Source organism: uncultured Roseovarius sp., assembly GCF_913054395.1.
Taxonomy (GTDB): Bacteria; Pseudomonadota; Alphaproteobacteria; order Rhodobacterales; family Rhodobacteraceae; genus Roseovarius.
Genome location: NZ_CAJXIP010000036.1, coordinates 1 through 21,834 on the forward strand (window position 1 = coordinate 1; position 21,834 = coordinate 21,834).

The 21,834-nt window shown below is 56.9% G+C and carries 15 protein-coding genes, 1 tRNA gene and 1 pseudogene; 10 read left to right on the plus strand and 7 right to left on the minus strand.

Annotation, left to right across the window (positions count from 1 at the left end; genetic code table 11):
* Positions 1 to 318 precede the first annotated feature (318 nt).
* The 4 genes from QZ522_RS07195 to QZ522_RS07210 are packed head-to-tail and all read right to left on the minus strand — an operon-like array spanning position 319 to position 4,296.
* Positions 319 to 1,527: a glycosyltransferase gene (locus tag QZ522_RS07195; RefSeq protein WP_294609119.1), complete on the minus strand. Its 1,209-nt coding sequence runs from the start codon at positions 1,525 to 1,527 to the stop codon at positions 319 to 321.
* An 8-nt stretch (positions 1,528 to 1,535) separates the two neighbouring features.
* A complete protein-coding gene (locus QZ522_RS07200; protein WP_294609121.1) occupies positions 1,536 to 2,633 on the minus strand; it encodes a DegT/DnrJ/EryC1/StrS family aminotransferase in 1,098 nt (365 codons plus the stop codon).
* A 4-nt stretch (positions 2,634 to 2,637) separates the two neighbouring features.
* Entirely contained in the window at positions 2,638 to 3,585 is a 948-nt protein-coding gene (locus tag QZ522_RS07205) for a hypothetical protein (RefSeq protein WP_294609123.1), read from the minus strand.
* A gap of 36 nt (positions 3,586 to 3,621) precedes the next feature.
* On the minus strand, positions 3,622 to 4,296 hold the full coding sequence (locus QZ522_RS07210; RefSeq protein WP_294609125.1) for an acetyltransferase: 675 nt from the start codon (positions 4,294 to 4,296) through the stop codon (positions 3,622 to 3,624).
* Positions 4,297 to 4,502: 206 nt separating this feature from the next.
* Between QZ522_RS07210 and QZ522_RS07215 the strand changes: the two are divergent.
* Positions 4,503 to 5,624: pseudogene (locus tag QZ522_RS07215) on the plus strand (IS3 family transposase); the annotation flags it as partial.
* A 311-nt stretch (positions 5,625 to 5,935) separates the two neighbouring features.
* On the opposite strand, the gene QZ522_RS07220 reads toward QZ522_RS07215, so the two are convergent.
* Positions 5,936 to 6,021 (minus strand) — tRNA-Leu (locus QZ522_RS07220).
* A gap of 147 nt (positions 6,022 to 6,168) precedes the next feature.
* Here QZ522_RS07220 and QZ522_RS07225 point away from each other — a divergent pair.
* The gene (locus QZ522_RS07225) at positions 6,169 to 7,152 is read left to right on the plus strand and encodes a complex I NDUFA9 subunit family protein (protein ID WP_294609127.1); all 984 of its coding nucleotides are present in this window, start codon (positions 6,169 to 6,171) and stop codon (positions 7,150 to 7,152) included.
* A gap of 4 nt (positions 7,153 to 7,156) precedes the next feature.
* On the opposite strand, the gene QZ522_RS07230 is transcribed toward QZ522_RS07225, so the two are convergent.
* Positions 7,157 to 7,960 carry an undecaprenyl-diphosphate phosphatase gene (locus tag QZ522_RS07230; RefSeq protein ID WP_294609129.1) on the minus strand — a complete coding sequence of 268 codons (804 nt, stop codon included), beginning with the start codon at positions 7,958 to 7,960 and terminating at the stop codon, positions 7,157 to 7,159.
* Between the two features lie 218 nt (positions 7,961 to 8,178).
* Here QZ522_RS07230 and QZ522_RS07235 point away from each other — a divergent pair, with 218 nt between their 5' ends.
* The 8 genes from QZ522_RS07235 to tdh all read left to right on the plus strand — a co-directional run bounded on the left by QZ522_RS07235 (position 8,179) and on the right by tdh (position 21,238).
* Positions 8,179 to 9,612: an NAD(P)-dependent oxidoreductase gene (locus tag QZ522_RS07235; RefSeq protein ID WP_294609131.1), complete on the plus strand. Its 1,434-nt coding sequence runs from the start codon at positions 8,179 to 8,181 to the stop codon at positions 9,610 to 9,612.
* A gap of 84 nt (positions 9,613 to 9,696) precedes the next feature.
* Positions 9,697 to 14,229, plus strand: coding sequence for a glutamate synthase large subunit (gltB, locus tag QZ522_RS07240; protein WP_294609133.1), 4,533 nt, complete (start codon positions 9,697 to 9,699; stop codon positions 14,227 to 14,229).
* Between the two features lie 87 nt (positions 14,230 to 14,316).
* Complete coding sequence (gene mtgA, locus QZ522_RS07245; protein WP_294609134.1) at positions 14,317 to 15,033, plus strand: monofunctional biosynthetic peptidoglycan transglycosylase; 717 nt, start codon at positions 14,317 to 14,319, stop codon at positions 15,031 to 15,033.
* Between the two features lie 60 nt (positions 15,034 to 15,093).
* A complete protein-coding gene (locus QZ522_RS07250) occupies positions 15,094 to 15,759 on the plus strand; it encodes a glutathione S-transferase family protein (protein ID WP_294609135.1) in 666 nt (221 codons plus the stop codon).
* A gap of 66 nt (positions 15,760 to 15,825) precedes the next feature.
* On the plus strand, positions 15,826 to 16,875 hold the full coding sequence (gene queG, locus QZ522_RS07255) for a tRNA epoxyqueuosine(34) reductase QueG (RefSeq protein WP_294609137.1): 1,050 nt from the start codon (positions 15,826 to 15,828) through the stop codon (positions 16,873 to 16,875).
* 46 nt (positions 16,876 to 16,921) lie between these two features.
* A complete protein-coding gene (locus tag QZ522_RS07260; RefSeq protein WP_294609139.1) occupies positions 16,922 to 18,922 on the plus strand; it encodes a hydantoinase/oxoprolinase family protein in 2,001 nt (666 codons plus the stop codon).
* An 85-nt stretch (positions 18,923 to 19,007) separates the two neighbouring features.
* Positions 19,008 to 20,207, plus strand: a complete 1,200-nt coding sequence (locus QZ522_RS07265; protein WP_294609142.1) for a glycine C-acetyltransferase — start codon at positions 19,008 to 19,010, stop codon at positions 20,205 to 20,207.
* An 8-nt stretch (positions 20,208 to 20,215) separates the two neighbouring features.
* Positions 20,216 to 21,238: an L-threonine 3-dehydrogenase gene (gene tdh / locus QZ522_RS07270; RefSeq protein ID WP_294609163.1), complete on the plus strand. Its 1,023-nt coding sequence runs from the start codon at positions 20,216 to 20,218 to the stop codon at positions 21,236 to 21,238.
* A 3-nt stretch (positions 21,239 to 21,241) separates the two neighbouring features.
* On the opposite strand, the gene QZ522_RS07275 is transcribed toward tdh, so the two are convergent.
* Positions 21,242 to 21,763, minus strand: coding sequence for a glutathione peroxidase (locus QZ522_RS07275; protein WP_294609144.1), 522 nt, complete (start codon positions 21,761 to 21,763; stop codon positions 21,242 to 21,244).
* Between the last annotated feature and the right edge of the window lie 71 nt (positions 21,764 to 21,834).

The following is a 21,834-nucleotide window of genomic DNA, read 5'->3' on the forward strand; positions in this document are numbered from 1 at the left end:
AAATAAGGGGGTATCAGCAGCCTGGACTCACCGTCAACAGGCGTGTTCTGTCCCACGGCCCCACCAGAGAGTCCCTGAGAGACTCGCTGAATCCCCGTGTGGTTGCTAGGGCCGTATGGGATGTGAGTTTTGGGACCCTACCACACATCGATTAATGATCGAGAGGGCGTCAGTACCACCTATGGGTGTTCTGAGAACAACATCAACGACAATTGGGTTTCATAGGTACGTCTGCATTGACACTATCAACCTTTAAAATCAATCGGATGAATTACCCTTGGTAATTTCGCAGGGGTAAACCGCAGCTCACAATTGACTTCAACCCAACTTGATCTGACCGTGCTCAACAGCACTCCAAATTTCATTACCCATTACTTCGCGCCTTGCGTTACCCTCGGAAATCAAAACATCGACATCCATTGGTTTTGGCTCAGAAGCTAGCGCTATTCGCATGGCGCGTGCTAAATCCTCGTAATTGTTCAGCTCAAAGAACTGCGTCACCAAGCTCGATATTTCCCGATTAACAGGAATGTCGGAAACAATCGTTTGAACACCTAAGGAAATTGCATCGAAAACGCTTCCTCCACCGGGGCCTCCCTCAAAAGAAGTAGGCTGAACAACTGAAATTGCTCCTCTCATTATCGCTATCTGATCAAGTTTAGGGATTAGGCCCAAAATTCGAACAGATTTTTCTACACCGTGACTTGATATAAAGTTTTTCAATGTTCCCAATCGATCCGGAACCCGATCATCGTTCGTGCTACCGGTCAAAACGAGTTCCAAATCGGGGTAATCGCGATTCACATTTGCAAAAGCTTCGATTGCAATTTCGTGATTTTTGTGAATCCAGAACTGATTGGAGATCAAAAAGTACTTTGGGGCTAAGCCATATTTTTTCTGAGCTACTTTAATGTCGGTTCTAAACCATTCCAACTTGGCAGAAGCCGAAAAGCTCAATGGCGTGATTTTTTCCTCCTTACCTGGGAAGAATTCTTGCGCATCTTCCCTCACCGCCTTTGCGTTTACAAAAATTGTATCTGCACGCGACAAAAGTCGCAGAATTCTCCGATCCCGGCCTTCTCTCGCTTTAGCTGTGAAATTATCTGGCAAATGCTTATGTTGAAAATCATAGTGATATCCAAACCATGGGATGCCTAAGGGAGACTGCGGCGGTCGTGTAAAAGGCCCCACGACTTCGATTGAATGTTGCTTGCATAGTCTTGCGATCGCAGCATCCTTACGATAGCAAACGAGAATGGGAACTTCGGGAAGACCCGCGTCTTTAAGACGCTTCAGACCGCCTCGCCAATCTTCATCGGAACCTTGAGGCATATACCGCGCTCTTAATCGGTTGAACGCATTTTGCCGTCGCTTCGTACGCATAATAACAACGACTTCCCGACCCTCAGAAGTTCTCACTAGAGCGTCGACAAAGGCCACGATGAAATCCGTAGCACCCGACAGGTCGGAAAAATCCCCGGCCAATATACCGATCTTTTTGATTTTTTTATTTGCTCGCTTCTGCATAAATTGCTCTACTTTTCATGAAAGCTTTTAACTAAGTCGCAAATACGGGTGACGTCTAAGTCGGATAATCCCGGCCAACTGGGAAGGCTAATTCCACGAGCGGCTACTCCTTCAGCGATGGGAAGCGCCTGGCATTGGCCACTATACATGGGCATGGTGTGAAGCGGGAAAAAGAGCGGACGTGTTTCAATCATATGTTGCTTCAATACCGACCTTAAGCCATCCCGGTTCGCTGCTTCTTGGGCCAGTAGTGAAACAATCCAATGGCTATGATCAGTGTCGTTATTCGTGGCCTGAAAAATCCACGACGAACCTTCAAGCTGATTGCGGTAAAGCTCGGCAATTTGACGTTTTCGGTAGAGATATTGATCTACCTTGGAAAGTTGGGCCAGTCCTATTGCAGCACAGATATTGGTCATTCGGTAATTAAAGCCGATCACATCATGCCAGTACTCGCGGCCTTCCGCGAGCCCTTGGCCTTTCATACGAACGGCTTTCTCAAAGACGGACTTACTCTTTGCAATTAGCATTCCACCTTCGCCAGTCGTGATGGTTTTGTTCCCGAAAAAACTGAAAGTCGCTACATCACCGAACGTGCCAACATGCTGCCCCTTGTGCAACGTGCCGATTGCCTCTGCGCAATCTTCGATAACGAACAAACTGTGCTCTTCGGACAAAGCTAAAATTCCGGTCATGTCACATGCGCCACCATATAGGTGAACCGGCATAATAGCCTTCGTTCTCGAGCTGATCTTGCTGCGTGCATCTTCTACAGAAAGTTGCCAGGTATCAGGTTCGCAATCGCAAAACACGGGTTTCGCACCGGTGTAAGTAACGGCGTTTGCTGAGGCGATATAGGTGAGGGTTGGCACCAAAACCTCGTCACCAGGTCCAATACCAAGGGCGGCTAAGGCCAAGTGCAGTGCGACGGTACCGTTACACACAGCGGTCGCGTGTTCGGCGCCTATGTATTCAGCGAATGCATCTTCAAAACGGAGAATAAATTCACCCTTGGACGATATCCAAGTAGAATCAAGGCACTTAAGGACGTTTTCTCGTTCCTCTGGACCGATATCGGGAACGTAGATTGGGATAGATTTGGTCATTACTTTAAACTCCCACTCCGAACGCCCTCTTCCATCCATCGCTGAAAAGAGGTCCAAAACCGCTCAATGCTCCAGTGTGGCCGGTCAACACGTTTACAACCTCGCAACTAGCGATCAGTTCCGTCCGCCCAAGCCCACCCAACAGAGTCAAATTTCCCTGCTTGTCTCGTGCTTCACGCACATGACACGGAAAAGCTTTCGTTTCTCCAATTGTATCAATAATTTCCCCAGCCCGATCTTCTCGAACGAAGAAGAGGTTACTTCCCGTTCGATTGCTTCCCAAAAGTACGTACCCCTTTGATTTACCCAGCATCTCGAGTGCCTTGTAGGATGCGCCATAATAAAGATTGGAAAAGTGTGCCAATGTTCTCACAAAGTCATCTCTATAGGGGATTGTGAGCGGCACCATGTCTCCGAAGTTGCTATTGTATTCCACGACTACAATATGAGGAGTGACATTTTTGATCGCATCCCAAACCCAATAGTCATTGCCATCGATATCGATGCTGAGAACTCCAATCTCACCGCCAAATCCTGCGGAAGCGATCAAGTCTTCGATGTTGCTTCGTGTGATGAATGCAGCGACGGCTGTCAAATCGTGACGCCAGCTTATGGAATCATTCGTAATCGTTGCAACCATTTCTTCCGAGCCGTCTAATACAAGCCCTCTCCAGTTTCTGTTCTTTAAAAGAAACCGTGTATTACTCTCCCGATAATCCTCGACTCCGAATTCGATGAAAGTTGGGGGGATGCAACCAAGCTTGGAAATCAGCCACTCTAAAATTCCGTCTTCGCCCCACTGCGAGAATACAGAAAACTCGACGTCGGCCAAAGACGTTACAGAATCTACCTGCGCGACTTGGCGCACTGCGATTTGACCAAGTAGAAATTGTTTATTTTCGGCTTCGATGCCGAACTTGGTTGCGACCGTCTTTCGGCGAAATATACGCATTAGCAAGTGATTTCCCTAATTATCCACGCACGGATTCTAATTTGTGACCATCGGACGCGCGGGATTTCCGATCACGGTCGTATATGGTGGGATATCTTTGGTTACGACCGCTCCCATACCGACAACGGCACCCTCTCCAATCACGAGCGGTTGCCCACGTTTCCCGTGTCGCAACACAGCACCGGTCCCAATATAGCTATGATCTCCGATCGAAACAAAACCGTTACAGCATACCGATGGCGCAAACGTGACAAAATCACCAATTTCACAGTCATGGGCAACGTAAGCATTTATGTTTAGATGAAAAAAACGACCTATTCGGCAATTCGAAGTAGCGATACTGTTGTCACAGAGAACAGCGCCCTCTCCAATATCTACCGCGTCATAGGTAACGGCACTTTTTGCCCTAAAATCCAATGGCTCTACACGCTTTGCCAGAAACTTTTCCGAGATTCTCTGCCTGATCTTTGAATCACCTATTCCGACATTGAAGAACTTTTTCGATGCAGAATCTGCAAAAAACTCGTCTTCAGACAAGACACGGTGTCCGTTAACAACAGCGTCCGACTGGTCACGATCTACAAATACCAGCTCGACGCTTTCTGAAATAGATTTTAGAGCTTCCGAACTGTGCCGGGCTAGGGGCATGATTTCCTTTGCGAAACCACCTACGCCCACAACACCAACCAGAATTCTTTCGTTTCCAGCCAAAGCTATCGGCACCTCGCTCCATCATTAATGCCGCTTCTAAGTCTTTCTAGAAGATAAGCAAGTCCGCTACGGCCCTACCGGTGGTGACCTAGCCGTTATGGAGGCCTTGATTTGTTGAGTAAAGCTTATTCTGTTGAAGTGGTCCCAGAAAACCGGACAGTCGGCTAAGGTGTATCCCAAACCTTTGAAGGGATACGAGAAAGGCGAAGCGCCAGAACTTTACAGACCAGTTTAAGGCCAAGGTGGCGTTGGAAACGCTGCGTGGCGACAAGGCCGTGCAAGTGATCGCGGCGAAGCATCAGGTGCATCCGAACCAGGTCAGCACATGGAAACGACAGGGGTCGAGGGGATGGCCGACGTGTTTTCGCGTGGAGGCAAATCTGAGGGCCCGACCGAGGCGGAGGTCAAGGAACTGCACGCCAAGATTGGGAGGCTGGCGGTCGAGAATGATTTTTTGTCGGAAGGGCTGAAGCGATGAGCCCCGAGAAGAAACGCGCGATGATTAATCGGGACCATCCGCACCTCAGTATCAGCCAGCAGCGCAAGCTGGTGCGGCTCAGCCGGTCTGTGTTCTATTACACGCCCGTCGGGATCGACGCAGGCACGCTGGCGATGATGAAAGAGATCGATCGGGTGTTCACCAAATATCCGTTCTTCGGCAGCCGCCAGATCGCAGCCTATCTGCGTTGGGAAGGGGTCGTCATAGGACGGCATCGTGTAAGGCGGTTGATGACGAAGATGGGTTTGGAGGCAATCTACAAACGCCCCCGAACCAGCCAGCCGCATCCCCAGCATCCGGTCTTCCCGTATTTGCTGAGAAAGATGCAGATCGACCGCCCCAATCAGGTCTGGTGTGCCGATATCACGTTCGTGCCGGTCAAGAACGGCTTCCTCTATCTGGTAGCCATCATGGATTGGGCCACGCGCAGGGTGCGGAGCTGGCGGCTGTCGAACACGATGCACGCCGACTTCTGCGTCGATGCCCTGAACGAAGCCATCGCCAAACACGGCCCGCCGGAGATCATGAATACAGATCAAGGGTCGCAGTTCACGGGATCGGCTTGGATCACAACGCTGACCGAGGCTGGCGTGCGCATCTCGATGGACGGCCGGGGTCGCTAGCTCGATAACATTTTCATCGAACGGCTGTGGCGCAGCCTGAAGCAGGAAGCGATCTATCTCGAAGAGATCAATGACGGCTTCCAGGCTCGCAAGGTCGTCAAATACTGGATGGCGTTCTACAACACCAACCGCCCCATTCCGCGCTTGATCGGCGAACGCCGGACGAGGCATACTGGGACGATCGCGAAGAACAAAAAGCAGCATGACCCGAAGGGCAACGAAGTAAAACCTAAACCCGATACACCTTAGAAACGCTGCAAAACTGTCCGAAATGGTGGAACCACTTCAAACCCACGCGCCGCCATGGACACCTGAAAGAACTCCTCAGCGAGAACCTGAGCAACAGCCTTGGGATATCGCCGCCGGAATCGTTTGCGACCCCCGGAGAGTACATCAACGTATTCGAGTTTCATCATCATCACCATCGCAAGTGTCCCATATGTGTCCCGATTTGTGTCTCGGGATGGGCGCGAAGTGCCTGATATACTTGAAAAACAAGGCCCTCAAGTGGCCGATATGGTGCCCAGGAGAGGACTCGAACCTCCACACCCTTGCGAGTACTAGCACCTGAAGCTAGCGCGTCTACCATTCCGCCACCTGGGCAGGTGTCGTGAAGCAGGCGTTTATCCCCCGACAAAAGCAGTGTCAACGCCGATTTCACAGTTAACTCATATATTGCCGTATTGCCTTGTCGAAACCGCTTGGGGGCGGTAGGAAAGTCAGCAAAAGAGCATAGCCCGGAGGCCTTCCATGTCAAAGCTTGTAACCATCTACGGCGGATCAGGATTTGTCGGGCGCTATATTGCGCGACGCATGGCCAAGGCCGGATGGCGGGTGCGGGTCGCTGTGCGTCGCCCCAACGAGGCGATGCACGTCAAGCCTTATGGCGCCGTTGGTCAGGTCGAACCGGTTTTCTGCAACATCCGCGATGACGCCAGTGTTCGCGCCGTGCTTGCGGGCGCCGATGCCGTGATCAATTGCGTTGGCACCTTCGATCGCAAGGGGCGCAACAGCTTTCAGGCGATTCAGAATGAGGGGGCCACACGTATTGCCCGCATCGCTGCTGAAGAGGGTGTCGATCATCTTGTCCAGATTTCCGCCATCGGTGCCGATATCAATGCCGAGAGCGCCTATGCCCGGAGCAAAGCCCAGGGCGAGGCTGGTGTGATCGAGCATTTCCCGACGGCCGTGATCCTGCGCCCTTCGGTTATCTTCGGACCCGAAGACAAGTTTTTCAACCGCTTCGCCGGGATGACGCGGTTTGGCCCGATGCTTCCCGTGGTCGGCGCCGACACCAGGTTTCAGCCGGTCTATGTGGACGATGTTGCCAAGGTAGCGGTCATGGGTGCGACGGGCGAGGCCAAGCCCGGCATTTACGAACTTGGCGGCCCCGAAGTGGCCAGCTTTCGCAAGCTGATGCAACAGATGCTGTCGGTGATCCGTCGCCGCCGCCTGATCGTGAACATCCCCTTTGGCATCGCCTCGGGTATGGCCTGGGTGATGGAACTCATCCAAACGGCTTCTCTTGGGATCGTGCCTGCGCAGATCACCAAGGATCAGGTCAAAAGCCTGCGGTCGGATAATGTCGTGGGCGATGGTGCCAGTGGCTTTGCCGATCTCGGCATCTCCCCTGTCGCTGTCGAGTCGGTCTTGCCGGATTACCTGTGGCGGTTCCGCCCTGCCGGTCAATACGAGGCGATCAAGGAATCAGCCAAGAACCTGCGTGCGCATTGAGCGATCAGAGGTAGGCGAATCCCAAAAGGGATAGCCCCAGGAAAATCCGGTAAATCACGTAGGGCGTGAAGCTGACGCTGCGCAAAAGCCGCATCATCAGGCTAAGCGCGATAAGTGCTGCGACAAAGGCAAGCAGCGCCGCGATCACCCCGTCGCGCAACAGGCCCATATTGGCAGTCAAGACCACCTCGCCGCCCAGAAACAGGCCGCTGGCAAAGATCGTGGGTACCGACATCAGCATCGATACCCTGGCGGCGTCGTGGCGCGCGTAGCCAAGAAACCGTGCACCGGTGATGGTAATGCCAGAGCGTGATGTGCCGGGAATAAGGGCGATTGCCTGCCAGACCCCGATCATCATGGCGTCCTGTATGTTCCAGTCTTTGGCGGTCTTGACGCTGTCGCCGGTCTGGTCCGACCAATAGAGCAACAGCCCAAAGACAAGCGTGGTCCAGCCGATCACCGTGATCGAGCGCATTTGCTCTTCAAGTCCGGTCAGCTGAAGCAAGAGACCGAAGGCAATCACCGGAACCGAGGCAACCAGAAGAAGAAGTGCAAGCCGCGCGCCGGGGGTATCCGCGCGCCCGCTGATCAGGCGCGGAAGGCCGATGATCGCGTCGCGCAGATCGGCCCAGAAATAGATCATGACTGCCAGAAGGGTGCCGACATGCACGGCTACGTCGATCATCTGTCCCTGATCCGCAAGCCCGGTCAGCTTGGGTAATAGAATCAGGTGTCCCGAGGATGAGATCGGCAAAAATTCGGTGATCCCCTGAACAATGGCGACAAGGAAGATATGAAATAGCGCCATTGGCGATGTCCTGCTCGACTTTTTTCCTTTCGTATAAACCACTGCCTTTCAAAGGCAAAGTTCAATCTAGGTCCGATTCGGACACAAAAATCGGGAATTTGACGACATCCGTCGAATTCCTCCCGCAATTATTTTCACAATAGGTAACTCTTTCTGACTTTTAATTGGCGACCCATTATTATAAACCCGCCGCACAACCAGAGTCGGGAGAATGTGCCGTGGCCAAGCAACCAATGCTGAAATTCATAAGCGTGGATCGGGATATGCCCGAGAAACGGCGTGCCGAGAATCGGCGCGAGGATTTCCATGAAATTTATGCAGAGTTTGCCGATGCCAAGGCCAAGGAACAGGCAAGCCGGTGCAGCCAATGTGGCGTGCCCTATTGCCAGAGCCATTGCCCGTTGCATAACAACATTCCCGACTGGCTCCGCCTGACTGCCGAAGGGCGGCTTAAAGAGGCCTATGAAATCAGCCAGCAGACCAATACCTTTCCGGAGATTTGCGGCCGCATCTGCCCGCAGGACCGTCTTTGCGAAGGCAATTGCGTGATTGAACAATCCGGCCATGGCACGGTCACCATCGGCGCAGTCGAGAAATACATTACCGACACCGCATGGCAGGAAGGCTGGGTTGAAACCATCAAACCGACCCATGAACGCAGCGATTCCGTTGGCATCATCGGCGCCGGTCCCGGTGGCCTTGCAGCGGCGGATGTATTGCGGCGCGCCGGGGTTCAGGTGACGGTTTATGATCGTTATGACCGCGGCGGCGGCTTGCTTACTTATGGCATTCCGGGCTTCAAGCTTGAAAAAGACGTGGTCATGCGCCGGGTAGAGCAGCTTGAAAAAGGCGGCGTGACCTTCGTGCTGAATTGCGAAGTGGGCAAGGACATCACGTTTGACGAGATCCGCGGCAAACATGATGCGGTCATGATCGCGACCGGCGTTTACAAATCGCGTGACCTGCAAGGGCCGGGTGCCGGTGCGAAAGGCATCGTGCGGGCGATTGATTATCTGACCGCCAGCAACCGGACCTGCTTTGGTGACACTGTTCCGGAATTTGAAAGTGGCGAGCTGAACGCCGAAGGAAAGCGCGTTGTCGTGGTCGGCGGTGGCGATACCGCGATGGATTGCGTGCGCACCGCCATCCGTCAGGGCGCGACATCGGTGACCTGCCTGTATCGCCGCGACCGCGAGAATATGCCAGGAAGCCAGCGCGAGGTTCAGAACGCCGAGGAAGAAGGCGTGAAATTTGAATGGCTCAGCGCCCCCAAGGGCTTTGCCGGTGATCCGGTGACCTCTGTAAAGGTGCAAAAGATGCGTCTTGGCGCGCCCGATGCGACCGGCCGTCAAAGCCCCGAGCCGATTGAAGGCGCCGAACATGACGAACCGGCCGATCTTGTGATCAAGGCGCTTGGGTTCGAGCCCGAGGATCTTCCGGCACTGTGGAATCAGAAAGAGCTTGAAGTGACCCGTTGGGGTACGATCAAGGCCGAGTTTACCAGCGGACAAACCGCGATGGACGGGGTTTTTGCCGTTGGCGATATCGTGCGCGGCGCAAGCCTTGTGGTCTGGGCGATCCGCGACGGGCGCGATTCCGCCGCGGCGATCCTCAATTACCTGAACGCAGCACAGGCCGTCGCGGCCGAATAGAATTGTAGGGCGGGTCATACCGCGCATGACACCTGAAACAGGGAAATATCCCTGACCCACCGGGTAAACGAAGGGTAAAGACAAATGACAAAGTTCGATTCTGACTGGGCCGTCAAAGAAGAGGCCAAGCGCAAGTGGCTCGCCGAGAATGGCATGTATGCCGAAGAAGAAGAGCATTCCTCCTGTGGCGTCGGCCTTGTTGTGTCGATTGATGGCAAGCCAAGCCGCCGCGTCGTGCAGGCCGGCATTGATGCGCTCAAGGCGATCTGGCACCGCGGTGCGGTCGATGCCGACGGCAAGACCGGCGATGGCGCGGGCATTCACCTGCAAATTCCGGTGCCGTTCTTTTACGATCAGATCCGCCGCACCGGTCACGAACCCGCGCAAAACCGGCTTGTTGCCGTGGGTCAGGTGTTCCTGCCGCGCACCAATTTTGGCGCGCAAGAGGCGTGCCGCACGATCGTGGAAACCGAAGTGCTTCGCATGGGGCACATGATCTATGGCTGGCGTCATGTCCCGGTCGATGTGACCTGCCTTGGGGAAAAGGCGAATGTCACGCGCCCCGAGATCGAACAGATCCTGATCTCCAACGCCAAGGACATCGACGAGGAAACCTTCGAGCGCGAGCTTTACGTGATCCGCCGCCGGATCGAGAAAGCCGCGAACGAGGCCGCGATCAACGGGCTTTATATCGCAAGCCTGTCCTGCCGCAGCATCATCTACAAAGGTATGATGCTGGCCGAGCAGGTCGCCGTGTTCTATCCCGACCTGATGGACGAACGCTTCAAATCCGCCTTCGCCATCTATCATCAGCGCTATTCGACCAACACATTCCCGCAGTGGTGGCTGGCACAGCCGTTCCGCATGCTGGCCCATAACGGCGAGATCAACACGCTCAAGGGCAATGTGAACTGGATGAAAAGCCACGAAATCCGCATGGCGAGCGGCGCGTTTGGCGATCTGGCCGAAGATATCAAGCCGATCATCCCGCAAGGATCAAGCGACAGTGCCGCCCTTGACGCGGTGTTCGAGGTTCTGGTGCGCGCCGGGCGCAACGCGCCGATGGCGAAAACCATGCTGGTGCCAGAATCCTGGTCGAAACAGGCCGAAGACCTGCCCGCCGCATGGCGCGATATGTATTCCTATTGCAACTCGGTGATGGAACCCTGGGACGGCCCGGCCGCGCTTGCGATGACCGATGGACGTTGGGTTTGCGCCGGGCTTGATCGCAACGGCCTGCGTCCGATGCGCTATGTCGTGACGGGTGACGGGCTTGTGATTGCGGGCTCCGAAGCCGGAATGGTGCCGATTGACGAATCGAACGTAAAGGAAAAAGGCGCGCTTGGGCCGGGTCAGATGCTGGCCGTGGATATGGCCGAAGGCAAACTTTACCACGATTCCGAGGTGAAGGATAAGCTTGCCAATGCCCAGCCGTTCGGTGAATGGGTCGGCAAGATCAACGAGCTGGACGAAAAGCTTGCCGTCGTTAGCGAAGCACCGATTTTCACCGGCGCGGACCTGCGCCGTCGTCAGATCGCGGCGGGTTATAGCATCGAAGAGCTTGAACAAATCCTTGCGCCGATGGCCGAGGATGGCAAAGAGGCCATCGCCAGCATGGGCGACGACACGCCAAGTGCGGTTCTCTCCAAGCAATACCGCCCGCTTAGTCACTATTTCCGCCAGAACTTTAGCCAGGTGACCAACCCGCCGATCGACAGCCTGCGCGAATTCCGGGTCATGAGCCTTAAGACGCGGTTCGGAAATCTCAAGAACGTGCTCGATGAATCGAGCGCGCAGACAGAAATTCTCGTGCTGGAAAGCCCGTTTGTCGGCAATGCCCAATGGCTTGAGATGATCCGCCAGTTCAACGCCGATGTGACCGAGATCGACTGTAGCTTTGCGCCGGGCAGAAACGCCCTGCAAAAGGGTCTGGAACGTATCCGTGCCGAGGCTGAAGACGCCGTCAGAAGCGGCTCTGGCCACCTGATCCTGACCGATCAGAACCAAGGCGAAGATCGCGTCGGCATGCCGATGATCCTGGCCACGAGTGCCGTACACAGCCACCTGACACGCAAGGGCCTGAGAACGTTCTGTTCGTTGAACGTGCGCGCGGCCGAATGTATTGATCCGCATTACTTTGCGGTGCTGATTGGCGCAGGCGCGACCGTGGTCAACGCCTATCTCGCCGAAGACAGCATCGCCGACCGGATCGAACGTGGCCTGATCGACGGCACCCTGACCGAGGCAGTGGCCCGCTATCGCGCGGCGATTGATCAGGGGCTGCTCAAGATCATGTCGAAAATGGGCATCTCGGTTATCTCAAGCTATCGCGGCGGTCTCAACTTTGAGGCGGTCGGCCTTAGCCGTGCCATGTGCGCCGAGTATTTTCCGGGGCTCACCAGCCGGATTTCCGGCATTGGCGTCAGTGGCGTTCAAGCCAAGCTTGAAGAAGTGCACGCCCGCGCCTATCGCGGCGGGCAGGATATTCTGCCGATTGGCGGATTTTACAAGGCGCGCAAATCGGGTGAAACCCATGCCTGGGGCGCGCAGAGCATGCACATGCTTCAGGTCGCCTGTAACAAGGCCAGCTATGAGATGTGGAAACGGTATTCTGCGGCGATGCAGGCCAATCCGCCGATCCATCTGCGCGACCTGATGGCGATCAAGCCGTTGGGCACCGCGATTCCGATTGAAGAGGTCGAAAGCGTCACGGCGATCCGTAAACGCTTTGTCACGCCGGGCATGTCGCTTGGCGCGCTTAGCCCCGAGGCGCACAAGACGCTTAACGTGGCGATGAACCGGATCGGTGCGCGCTCTGACAGTGGTGAGGGCGGCGAGGATCCGGCGCATTTCACCCCCGAGGCCAATGGCGACAACCCGTCGGCCAAGATCAAACAGGTCGCCTCTGGCCGGTTTGGTGTTACGGCGGAATATCTCAACCACTGTGAAGAGCTTGAGATCAAGGTTGCGCAGGGTGCCAAGCCCGGCGAGGGCGGCCAGTTGCCCGGCATGAAGGTGACCGATCTGATCGCGCGCCTGCGCCATTCGACCAAGGGCGTCACGCTTATTTCCCCGCCGCCGCACCACGACATCTATTCGATCGAGGACCTGGCGCAGCTGATCTATGACCTCAAGCAGATCAACCCGACCGTCAAGGTCACGGTCAAGCTTGTGGCGCAGTCGGGCGTTGGCACGATTGCTGCGGGTGTGGCCAAGGCCAAGGCCGACGTGATCCTGATTTCGGGTCATAACGGTGGCACCGGGGCAAGCCCGGCCACCTCAATCAAATATGCCGGCCTGCCGTGGGAAATGGGTCTTACCGAGGCGCATCAGGTTCTGTCGATGAACAACCTGCGCACCCGCATCACCTTGCGTACCGATGGTGGTCTTCGCACCGGGCGTGATATTGTCATGGCCGCGATGATGGGTGCCGAGGAATACGGCATCGGTACCGCCGCATTGATCGCGATGGGCTGTATCATGGTGCGCCAGTGCCAGAGCAACACCTGCCCGGTCGGCGTCTGTACCCAGGATGAGGCGCTTCGTGCCAAGTTCACCGGCAATGCCGAAAAGGTCGTGAACCTGATCACCTTTTATGCGCAAGAGGTGCGTGAATTGCTGGCAAGCATCGGCGCGCGCAGCTTGGACGATGTGATTGGCCGCGCCGATCTGTTGACACAGGTCAGCCGTGGGTCGGCGCATCTGGACGATCTTGATCTTAACCCGATGCTGATCACCGTCGATGGTGCCAAGGATCAGCGGTATGATCGCAACCGTCCGCGCAACGAGGTGCCCGATACGCTTGACGCCGAGATTGTGAACGATGCACAGCGGTTCCTGAACGACGGCGAAAAGATGCAGCTTCATTATGCGGTGCAAAACACCGACCGCACCGTCGGCACCCGGATCTCAAGCCATATCGTGCGCAAGTTCGGTATGCGCAACAGCCTTCAGCCCGACCACCTGACGGTCAAGCTAACCGGAAGTGCCGGGCAATCGCTTGGTGCCTTTGCGGCGCCGGGCCTTAAGATCGAAGTATCGGGCGATGCCAACGACTATGTCGGCAAGGGCCTGTCGGGGGGCACCGTCGTTGTGCGCCCGCCGATGTCGAGCCCGCTTGTCGCCGCCGATAATACGATCATCGGCAATACCGTGCTTTACGGGGCGACCGACGGCTATCTTTTTGCTGCCGGACGTGCGGGCGAACGCTTTGCCGTGCGCAACAGTGGCGCCAAGGTGGTGATCGAGGGGTGTGGCAGCAACGGCTGTGAATACATGACCGGCGGCGTCGCGGTGATCCTTGGCAGCATCGGCGCCAACTTTGGTGCCGGCATGACCGGGGGCATGGCCTATCTTTACGATCCAGACGGTCGTTCCGAGAACCTGCTCAATCTCGAAACACTGGTCACTTGCGCCGTAACAGAGCCACATTGGGAGGCCGAGCTTAAGGGCCTGATCGAGCGGCATGTCGAGGAAACCGGAAGCCGCAAGGCACAGGATATCCTGCAATACTGGGATGTCGAAAAGGCCAATTTCCATCAGCTTTGCCCGATTGAAATGCTCGACAAGCTGACCCATCCGCTAGGTGCCGAAAAGCAGGCCGTACCGGCAGAATGACCCAGACAGCCGGGGGCGCAGGATATCGCCCCCGGTCAAGGCCTAAAGCGGGTTTTGCATCGCGGCACGCGGCGCTATAGCTAATCCATGGCAAAGGCGCGCAAATCATCTTCTTCAAAACGGGTGCGGGTAAATCCGATGGCCTGGCTGCGGCGCTGGATTCTGCGCTATGCGCTGATTGCCGCGCTTGTCGTGATCGGCGTGATCGCCGCCCATCGCGTGATTGCCCCGCCCCCGACCTTTTACATGGGCCAAGAGGCGCGGCGGCTTGGCAAGATTGATTATGCCTGGGTGCCGATCGAAGAGGTTGTACCGATCATGCCGCGCGCGCTTGTCGCCGCGGAGGACGCCAACTTTTGTCAGCACTGGGGGTTTGACATGGCCGCCATTCGCACCGCGATTGCCGAAGGTTCCGGGCGCGGCGCCTCGACCCTTAGCCAGCAGGTGGTCAAGAACACCTATCTTTGGCACGGGCGAAATTGGTTGCGCAAGGCGCTTGAGGCGATGATGACACCGCTGGTCGAGGCGTTTTGGCCCAAGCGACGTATTCTTGAGGTTTACCTGAACGTCGCCGAATTCGATGAAGGCGTGTTCGGGATTGCCGCCGCCGCCCAACATTATTTCGGCGTGGGTCCGGGTGACCTGAGCGATGTGCAGGCGGCGCGCCTTGCGGCGCTTTTGCCTGATCCAAAGGGACGCTCCGCCAGCCGCCCGAGCAGGGCCCTCCGCGCAAGGGCCGCCAGCATCCTGGACGGGGCGGCCACCATCCGCCGGGATGGCCGCGCCAGCTGTTTCGAGGATTGAAAAACCCGTGTAATGTGGGCATTGAGGGTCAACAATCTGGACCAAAGGTAAAATTGAACTATGGCCAAGCTTTTTCATGTTCCGCTTTCGCCCTATTGTCGCAAGGTGCGACTAAGCCTTGCGGAAAAGAAGATTGAATGCGAGCTGGTCGAAGAGCGGTATTGGGAACAGGACGCCGACTTCCTGCGGCGTAATCCGGCCGGCAAGGTGCCGGTTCTAAGGATCGACGGCAAGACCATGTCTGAAAGCGCGGCGATCTGTGAGTATCTGGAAGAAAAGTATCCCGAGCCGAGTCTGATGCCGAAGGGCACCGATGCCCGGTACGAAGTGCGCCGGATTGTCGGTTGGTTTGATGACAAGTTTCACAGCGAAGTCACCTCGAAGCTTATCGGTGAGCGGGTGAACAAGAAAGTGATGAAGCTTGGCTTTCCCGACAGCCGCAATGTCAAGGATGGCGCGCGGGCAATCAAGTATCACCTCGATTATATGGCCTGGCTGCTGGATCATCGCCGCTGGCTGGCCGGGGATGTGATGACGCTGGCCGATTTTGCCGCCGCCGCCCATCTGAGCGCGCTGGATTATATCAGTGATGTCGATTGGAACCGAAGCGAGGCCGTCAAGGATTGGTACGCCAAGATCAAGTCGCGTCCGGCCTTTCGCAGCATTCTCGCCGATCAGGTGCCGGGCTTTCCGCCGCCCGCGCATTATGCCGATCTGGATTTCTGAATTTGGGGGCGCTGCCCCCATCGCCCAAAGGGCGATTCCCCCGGGATATTTAGGGCAAGAAGAAACATGATCACGCTGAAACAGAGACTTGTTCAGCAGGCCATGTCCGAGGGCTTTGAGGCGTGCAAGCTTTGCCGTCCGTGGGATGTGCCGCAGGTACCGGATCGCTTGGCCGCCTTTGTGCAAAACGGCTATCACGGGCAAATGACCTGGCTTGCGGAGCGTCAGAATTGGCGTGGCAATCCGGCCGCTCTCTGGCCCGAGGCACGCAGCGTTATCATGCTTGCCGAAAGCTATACGCCCAAGGATGACCCGATGGCCACACTGGCGCAGGGCGATGTCGGAACAGTCTCTGTTTATGCCCGAAACAAGGATTATCACGATACGCTCAAGAAACGCCTAAAGCGTCTGGCGCGGTGGTTGATTGCCGAGGCCGGGGGCGAGGTCAAAGTCTTTGTCGATACCGCGCCGGTGCCCGAAAAGCCGCTTGGGCAGGCGGCAGGGCTTGGCTGGCAGGGCAAGCATACCAACCTTGTCAGCCGGGAGTTGGGCAGTTGGTTCTTTATCGGATCAATCTTTACCACGCTCGAAATAGAGACTGATCCTGCGGAAATTGACCATTGCGGATCGTGTCGTGCCTGTCTTGAGGTGTGCCCGACGAATGCCTTTCCCGCGCCTCATGAGCTGGATGCGCGGCGCTGTATTTCCTACCTGACGATCGAACATAAGGGGCCGGTGAATGAAGAGTTGCGTGGGCTCATGGGCAACCGGATTTATGGTTGCGACGATTGTCTGGCGATCTGTCCCTGGAACAAGTTTGCGGTTGAAGCACGCGAGGTGAAATATCACGCGCGTGACGATCTGAAGGCGCCCAAGCTTGCCCACCTGGCGGTGCTGGACGATGCGTCATTCCGGAAGACGTTTTCGGGCAGCCCGATCAAGCGGATCGGACGGGACAGGTTCGTGCGAAATGTGCTTTATGCCATTGGCAATTCGGGCGATGGCGCGTTGCATGCCGTGGCGCAGGGCCTTTGCGATGATCCGGACCCGACCGTCGCGGATGCGGCCCGCTGGGCTGTGAAGCGACTGGCGGATGCCGCAAACGGGCTGGCATAAGCCTTAAAGCCGGTTAAACCCGATAGAAACAGAAAAGGAACGGTATATGGCCTTGCTTTTGGGGGTGGATACGGGCGGCACCTATACGGATGCGGTGTTGATCAGGGACGAGCGCGAGGTGATCGCAAGCGCCAAGGCGCTGACCACGCGGCATGATCTTGCGGTAGGAATTGGCGCCGCGGTTGCGGCGGTTTTAAGCGAAAGCGGTGTAGATGCGGGTGAAGTCGGGCTTGCCTCATTGTCGACCACACTGGCAACCAATGCGCTTGTCGAAGGGCAAGGCGGGCGCGTGGGCCTTGTCTATATCGGGTTTCGCGAAGCCGATTTGACGGCGCATGGCCTTGCCGAGGCACTTGGCGGTGATCCGGCATTGGTGATTGCAGGTGGTCATAATCATGCTGGCGGTGAAGCCATGCCAATGGATAAAGAGGCACTTTCGGCATGGTTAGACACTGTTCAAGGGATTTCAGCCTTTGCCGTTGCATCGCAATTCGCCACCCGGAATCCGGCGCATGAGTTGCTTGCCGCGCAGATCATCCGCGAGGTGACAGGTCGGCCCGTATCGTGTTCGCATCATCTTTCGGCGCGTCTTAACGGGCCGAAACGGGCGCTGACGGCCGTATTGAATGCCCGGCTTATCGGGATGATCGCACGGCTTATCGACAAGGCCGAGGGTAAGCTGCGCGATCTTGGTGTTTCAGCGCCTTTGATGGTGGTGCGGGGCGATGGTGCGCTTATTTCGGCGGATCAGGCCCGTGAACGCCCGATTGAAACGATCCTGAGCGGACCGGCGGCCAGCATCGTTGGTGCGCGCTGGATGACCGGGGCGGATCATGCGCTTGTCTCGGATATCGGCGGCACGACCACCGATGTGGCTGTGTTGCGCGATGGGCGACCCGCGATTGATCCTGCGGGTGCTCAGGTCGGGCCGTGGCGTACCATGGTCGAGGCGGTCGCGATGCGCACCTTCGGTCTTGGCGGCGACAGCGAAGTGCATGTGCGCGATGAAGGGCTTGAGGGGGGCGTCACCCTTGGGCCACGCCGCGTGGTGCCGATCAGCCTTATTGCCACCGAGGCGCATGACATTGTGCATTCGGTCCTGGACGACCAATTGCGTGCCACCGCGCCCGGGGAATATGACGCACAGTTTCTGCGCGCCGTGTCCGGAGTGGACGGTGGCGGGCTTTCCGAGCGCGAGGCAGACCTGCTCGCGCGGATCGGCGACGGGGTGCAGCCGGTTGGTCGCATGCTCAAAACCCGGATGGAAAGCCAGGCGTTGCAGCGCCTTGTGCGGCGGGGGCTTGTTCAGATCGCGGGGGTGACCCCTTCGGATGCCAGTCACGTTTTGGGCAGGCTTGACGCATGGGATGCGGAGGCCGCGCAAAAGGCGCTGACATTGCTGGCGCGCAAGCGCACCGGATCGGGGAACACGCTTGCCAAAACACCAGAGGACATGGCACGGATGATCGTGGATCGGCTGACACATCAGACAAGTTTGGCCTTGTTAGAGACTGCATTTGCCGAGGAAGACACCGATTTCGGCCTGCCGTCAGCGCAATTGGCGGCGCATGTCCTGATGCAAAAGGGATTGGATCAGCACACGGGGCTTTTGCGCTTGAACACCGGGCTTGCGGTTCCGGTGATCGGGCTTGGGGCATCCGCGGCGAGCTATTATCCCGCAGTGGGCGAGCGGGTACATACCCATATGATCCTGCCTGAACATGCCGGTGTGGCCAATGCGATTGGGGCTGTGGTCGGTCGGGTCACAATCCGGCGCAGCGGGACGGTGACGTCACCTGCCGAGGGCAAATACCGGGTGCACCTTGAAACCGGGCCCGAGGATTATGCCGCCTCTGAGGCCGCCATGCAGGCGCTTCAATCTGCACTTGAGGCCGAAGCACGCGCCGAGGCCGAGGCGGCCGGGGCTGCGGATATCCATGTGACGGCCAGCCGCGACATCAAACAGGCGCAGGCCGAAGCGCGGCAGGTGTTTCTGGAGGCGGAAATCACGGTTGAGGCCTCGGGTCGGCCAAGAATCGCTGTATAAGGCGAGGTGGGGGCGCTGCCCCCGTCGCCCAAGGGCGACCCCCCCGGAGTATTTCCGGAACGGTGAAACAGATTGGGAGATCCACATGGCGCGCGCATCGAAGCGATTTGACGACGATATGGCCGGGCGGCTGGACGGGTTGCGCGATGAGGGGATTTACAAGCGCGAGCGTGTGATTGCCTCGATGCAGGCCGGCGAGATCCGGCTTGCCGATGGGCGCGAGGCGATCAACCTTTGCGCCAACAACTACCTTGGTCTGGCTGATAATCCCGAGATCATCAAGGCCGCGCATGATGCGCTTGATCGCTATGGGTTTGGCATGGCAAGCGTGCGCTTTATCTGTGGTACGCAGGAAGAGCACAAGACGCTTGAGGCGCGTATCGCAGCCTTTTTGGGCAAGGCGGATTGCATCCTGTACCCAAGTTGTTTCGACGCAAATGCCGGATTGTTCGAGACTATTCTTGGCCCTGAGGATGCGATTATTTCCGACGCCCTCAACCATGCCAGTATCATCGACGGTATACGCCTGTGCAAGGCAGAGCGATATCGTTATGCCAATAGCGACATGGGCGACCTGGAGCGTTGCCTCAAAGAGGCGAAGGGCGCGCGGCATCGGTTGATTGCCACCGACGGGGTATTCTCGATGGATGGCTATTACGCGCGGCTTGACGAGATCTGTGATCTGGCAGAGCGGCATGATGCGATGGTCATGGTCGATGACTGTCATGCCACCGGCTTTGTCGGGCCGACCGGGCGAGGAACGCCCGAGATGTTCGGTGTGATGGATCGGGTTGATATTCTGACCGGGACGCTTGGCAAGGCGCTTGGCGGCGCGTCGGGCGGGTATACCGTGGCCAGTGCGCGGGTGGTTGACTGGCTGCGGCAACGTTCGCGGCCCTACCTGTTTTCGAACACCCTGGCGCCGGTGATTGCCGGGGCCTCGCTCAAGGTGTTCGAGATGTTGGAGGACGGCGCCGGGCGCCGGGCACGTCTTTGGGAGAACGCCGGGTATTTTCGCCAGGAGATGGGCGGGCTTGGGTTCGAGCTTTTGCCCGGCGAGCATGCCATTATTCCGGTCATGCTGCGCGATCCGAAGCTGGCGCAGGATATGGCGGCAAAACTGGGTGAAAGGGGCGTGTTCGTGACGGCTTTTTCCTTTCCTGTGGTGCCCAAGGATCAGGACCGCATTCGCACGCAGATGAGCGCGGGATTGACCCGCGAGATGCTGGACATGGCGATTGCGGCCTTTGCCGAAGTGGGGCGCGAGCTGGGGGTGATCCAATGAAGAACGAGATGAAGGCGCTAGTGAAATCACGGGCCGAACCGGGCCTGTGGATGGAATACGTGCCAGTGCCGGAGATTGGCGCAAGCGATGTGCTTATCAAGGTCAGGAAATCCGCGATTTGCGGGACCGATGTGCATATCTGGAAATGGGACGAATTCAGCGCAAAAACCGTGCCCGTGCCCATGGTCGTCGGGCATGAATTTGTCGGTGAGATTGTCGATATGGGCCCCGCCGCCCAGAAATACCGTATCGGTCAGAGGGTAAGCGGCGAGGGCCATATCGTGTGTGGTATCTGCCGTAATTGCCGTGCGGGCCGCGGACAGCTTTGCCGCAATACAAAGGGAGTGGGTGTGAACCGGCCGGGGGCGTTTGCCGAGTATCTTTCAATTCCCGAAAGCAACGTCGTGCCGATTCCCGAGGATATCCCCGACGAGATTGCCGCGATCTTTGATCCCTTGGGGAATGCGGTGCATACCGCGCTTAGCTTTGACCTTGTGGGGGAGGACGTGCTTGTCACCGGCGCGGGGCCGATCGGCATCATGGGCGCACTGGTGGCGCAAAAGGTCGGGGCGCGCAAGGTTGTGATCACTGATATCAACCCCTACCGTCTTGATCTGGCCCGCAAGATGGGGGTGCAATATGTGGTTGATGTGTCAAGCCAACAGCTTCGCGATGTGATGGGCGACATCGGCATGACCGAAGGCTTTGACGTGGGCCTTGAAATGTCGGGCGCCGCCCCTGCCATGCAACAGATGATTGCGCGGATGAACAACGGCGGCAAGCTTGCGCTATTGGGGATTGCGCCGACCGAATTTGCGGTGGATTGGAACAGCGTGATTTTCAAGATGTTGCATATCAAGGGCATCTATGGCCGCGAGATGTATGAGACCTGGTACAAGATGATTGCATTGGTTCAGTCGGGTCTTGATGTGTCGGGCCTGATCACGCACCGCATTTCGATTGACGATTACAAGGACGGATTCGCGGCGATGATTTCGGGCAATTCCGGCAAGGTCGTGATGGATTGGTAGGCTCTATTTTGGCAAAAGAGCCTCAATATCCTGCGTTATCTTTCGTGACAGCGGTCGGGTGGTCGACCCATAGGCCGCGGCCATGGTCCCGTCCGGTGCGATCAGGATCTTGTTGAAATTCCAGCTGGGCGAGAACCCTGCCTCTTGCGCGACCGAGGCATAAAACGGGTGTGCCTTGGGTCCCGTTACCGGCGTGATCGTGGTCATCGGAAGGGTCAGGCCATAGTTGATCTCGCAGAATTCCTTGACCTGTTCGTCAGTGGCGAGTTCCTGGCGAAAGTCGTCTGACGGGACGGTTAGAACCACGAGACCTTGATCGCTGTAGGTATCGTGAAGCGCCTGAAGCCCCTCGTACTGTCCGGTAAAGCCACATTGCGAGGCGGTATTGACTACCAGGATGGGCTGCCCCGCCCAATCCGAGAGTTTGAGCGTCCCGCCATCAATGTTTTCAAACTCGGCCTCAAGATTGAGGGCCGCGGCAGGCATGGCCAGGAGCGTCAGGCAAACGACGGCAAGAAAGCGCATCAAAAATTCCTCCGATATTCCGGTATTACGCGCGCGGGACATCACTTGGATCACAAAGCGGTGTAATATTC

Bases quoted from the DNA above. Each gene is read 5' to 3' on its own strand.
- QZ522_RS07195 (WP_294609119.1), bottom strand. From the start codon at position 1,527: ATGCAGAAGCGAGCAAATAAAAAAATCAAAAAGATCGGTATATTGGCC.
- QZ522_RS07200 (WP_294609121.1), bottom strand. From the start codon at position 2,633: ATGACCAAATCTATCCCAATCTACGTTCCCGATATCGGTCCAGAGGAA.
- QZ522_RS07205 (WP_294609123.1), bottom strand. From the start codon at position 3,585: ATGCGTATATTTCGCCGAAAGACGGTCGCAACCAAGTTCGGCATCGAA.
- QZ522_RS07225 (WP_294609127.1), top strand. From the start codon at position 6,169: ATGTCAAAGCTTGTAACCATCTACGGCGGATCAGGATTTGTCGGGCGC.
- QZ522_RS07230 (WP_294609129.1), bottom strand. From the start codon at position 7,960: ATGGCGCTATTTCATATCTTCCTTGTCGCCATTGTTCAGGGGATCACC.
- gltB (WP_294609133.1), top strand. From the start codon at position 9,697: ATGACAAAGTTCGATTCTGACTGGGCCGTCAAAGAAGAGGCCAAGCGC.
- mtgA (WP_294609134.1), top strand. From the start codon at position 14,317: ATGGCAAAGGCGCGCAAATCATCTTCTTCAAAACGGGTGCGGGTAAAT.
- QZ522_RS07250 (WP_294609135.1), top strand. From the start codon at position 15,094: ATGGCCAAGCTTTTTCATGTTCCGCTTTCGCCCTATTGTCGCAAGGTG.
- queG (WP_294609137.1), top strand. From the start codon at position 15,826: ATGATCACGCTGAAACAGAGACTTGTTCAGCAGGCCATGTCCGAGGGC.
- QZ522_RS07260 (WP_294609139.1), top strand. From the start codon at position 16,922: ATGGCCTTGCTTTTGGGGGTGGATACGGGCGGCACCTATACGGATGCG.
- QZ522_RS07265 (WP_294609142.1), top strand. From the start codon at position 19,008: ATGGCGCGCGCATCGAAGCGATTTGACGACGATATGGCCGGGCGGCTG.
- tdh (WP_294609163.1), top strand. From the start codon at position 20,216: ATGAAGGCGCTAGTGAAATCACGGGCCGAACCGGGCCTGTGGATGGAA.
- QZ522_RS07275 (WP_294609144.1), bottom strand. From the start codon at position 21,763: ATGCGCTTTCTTGCCGTCGTTTGCCTGACGCTCCTGGCCATGCCTGCC.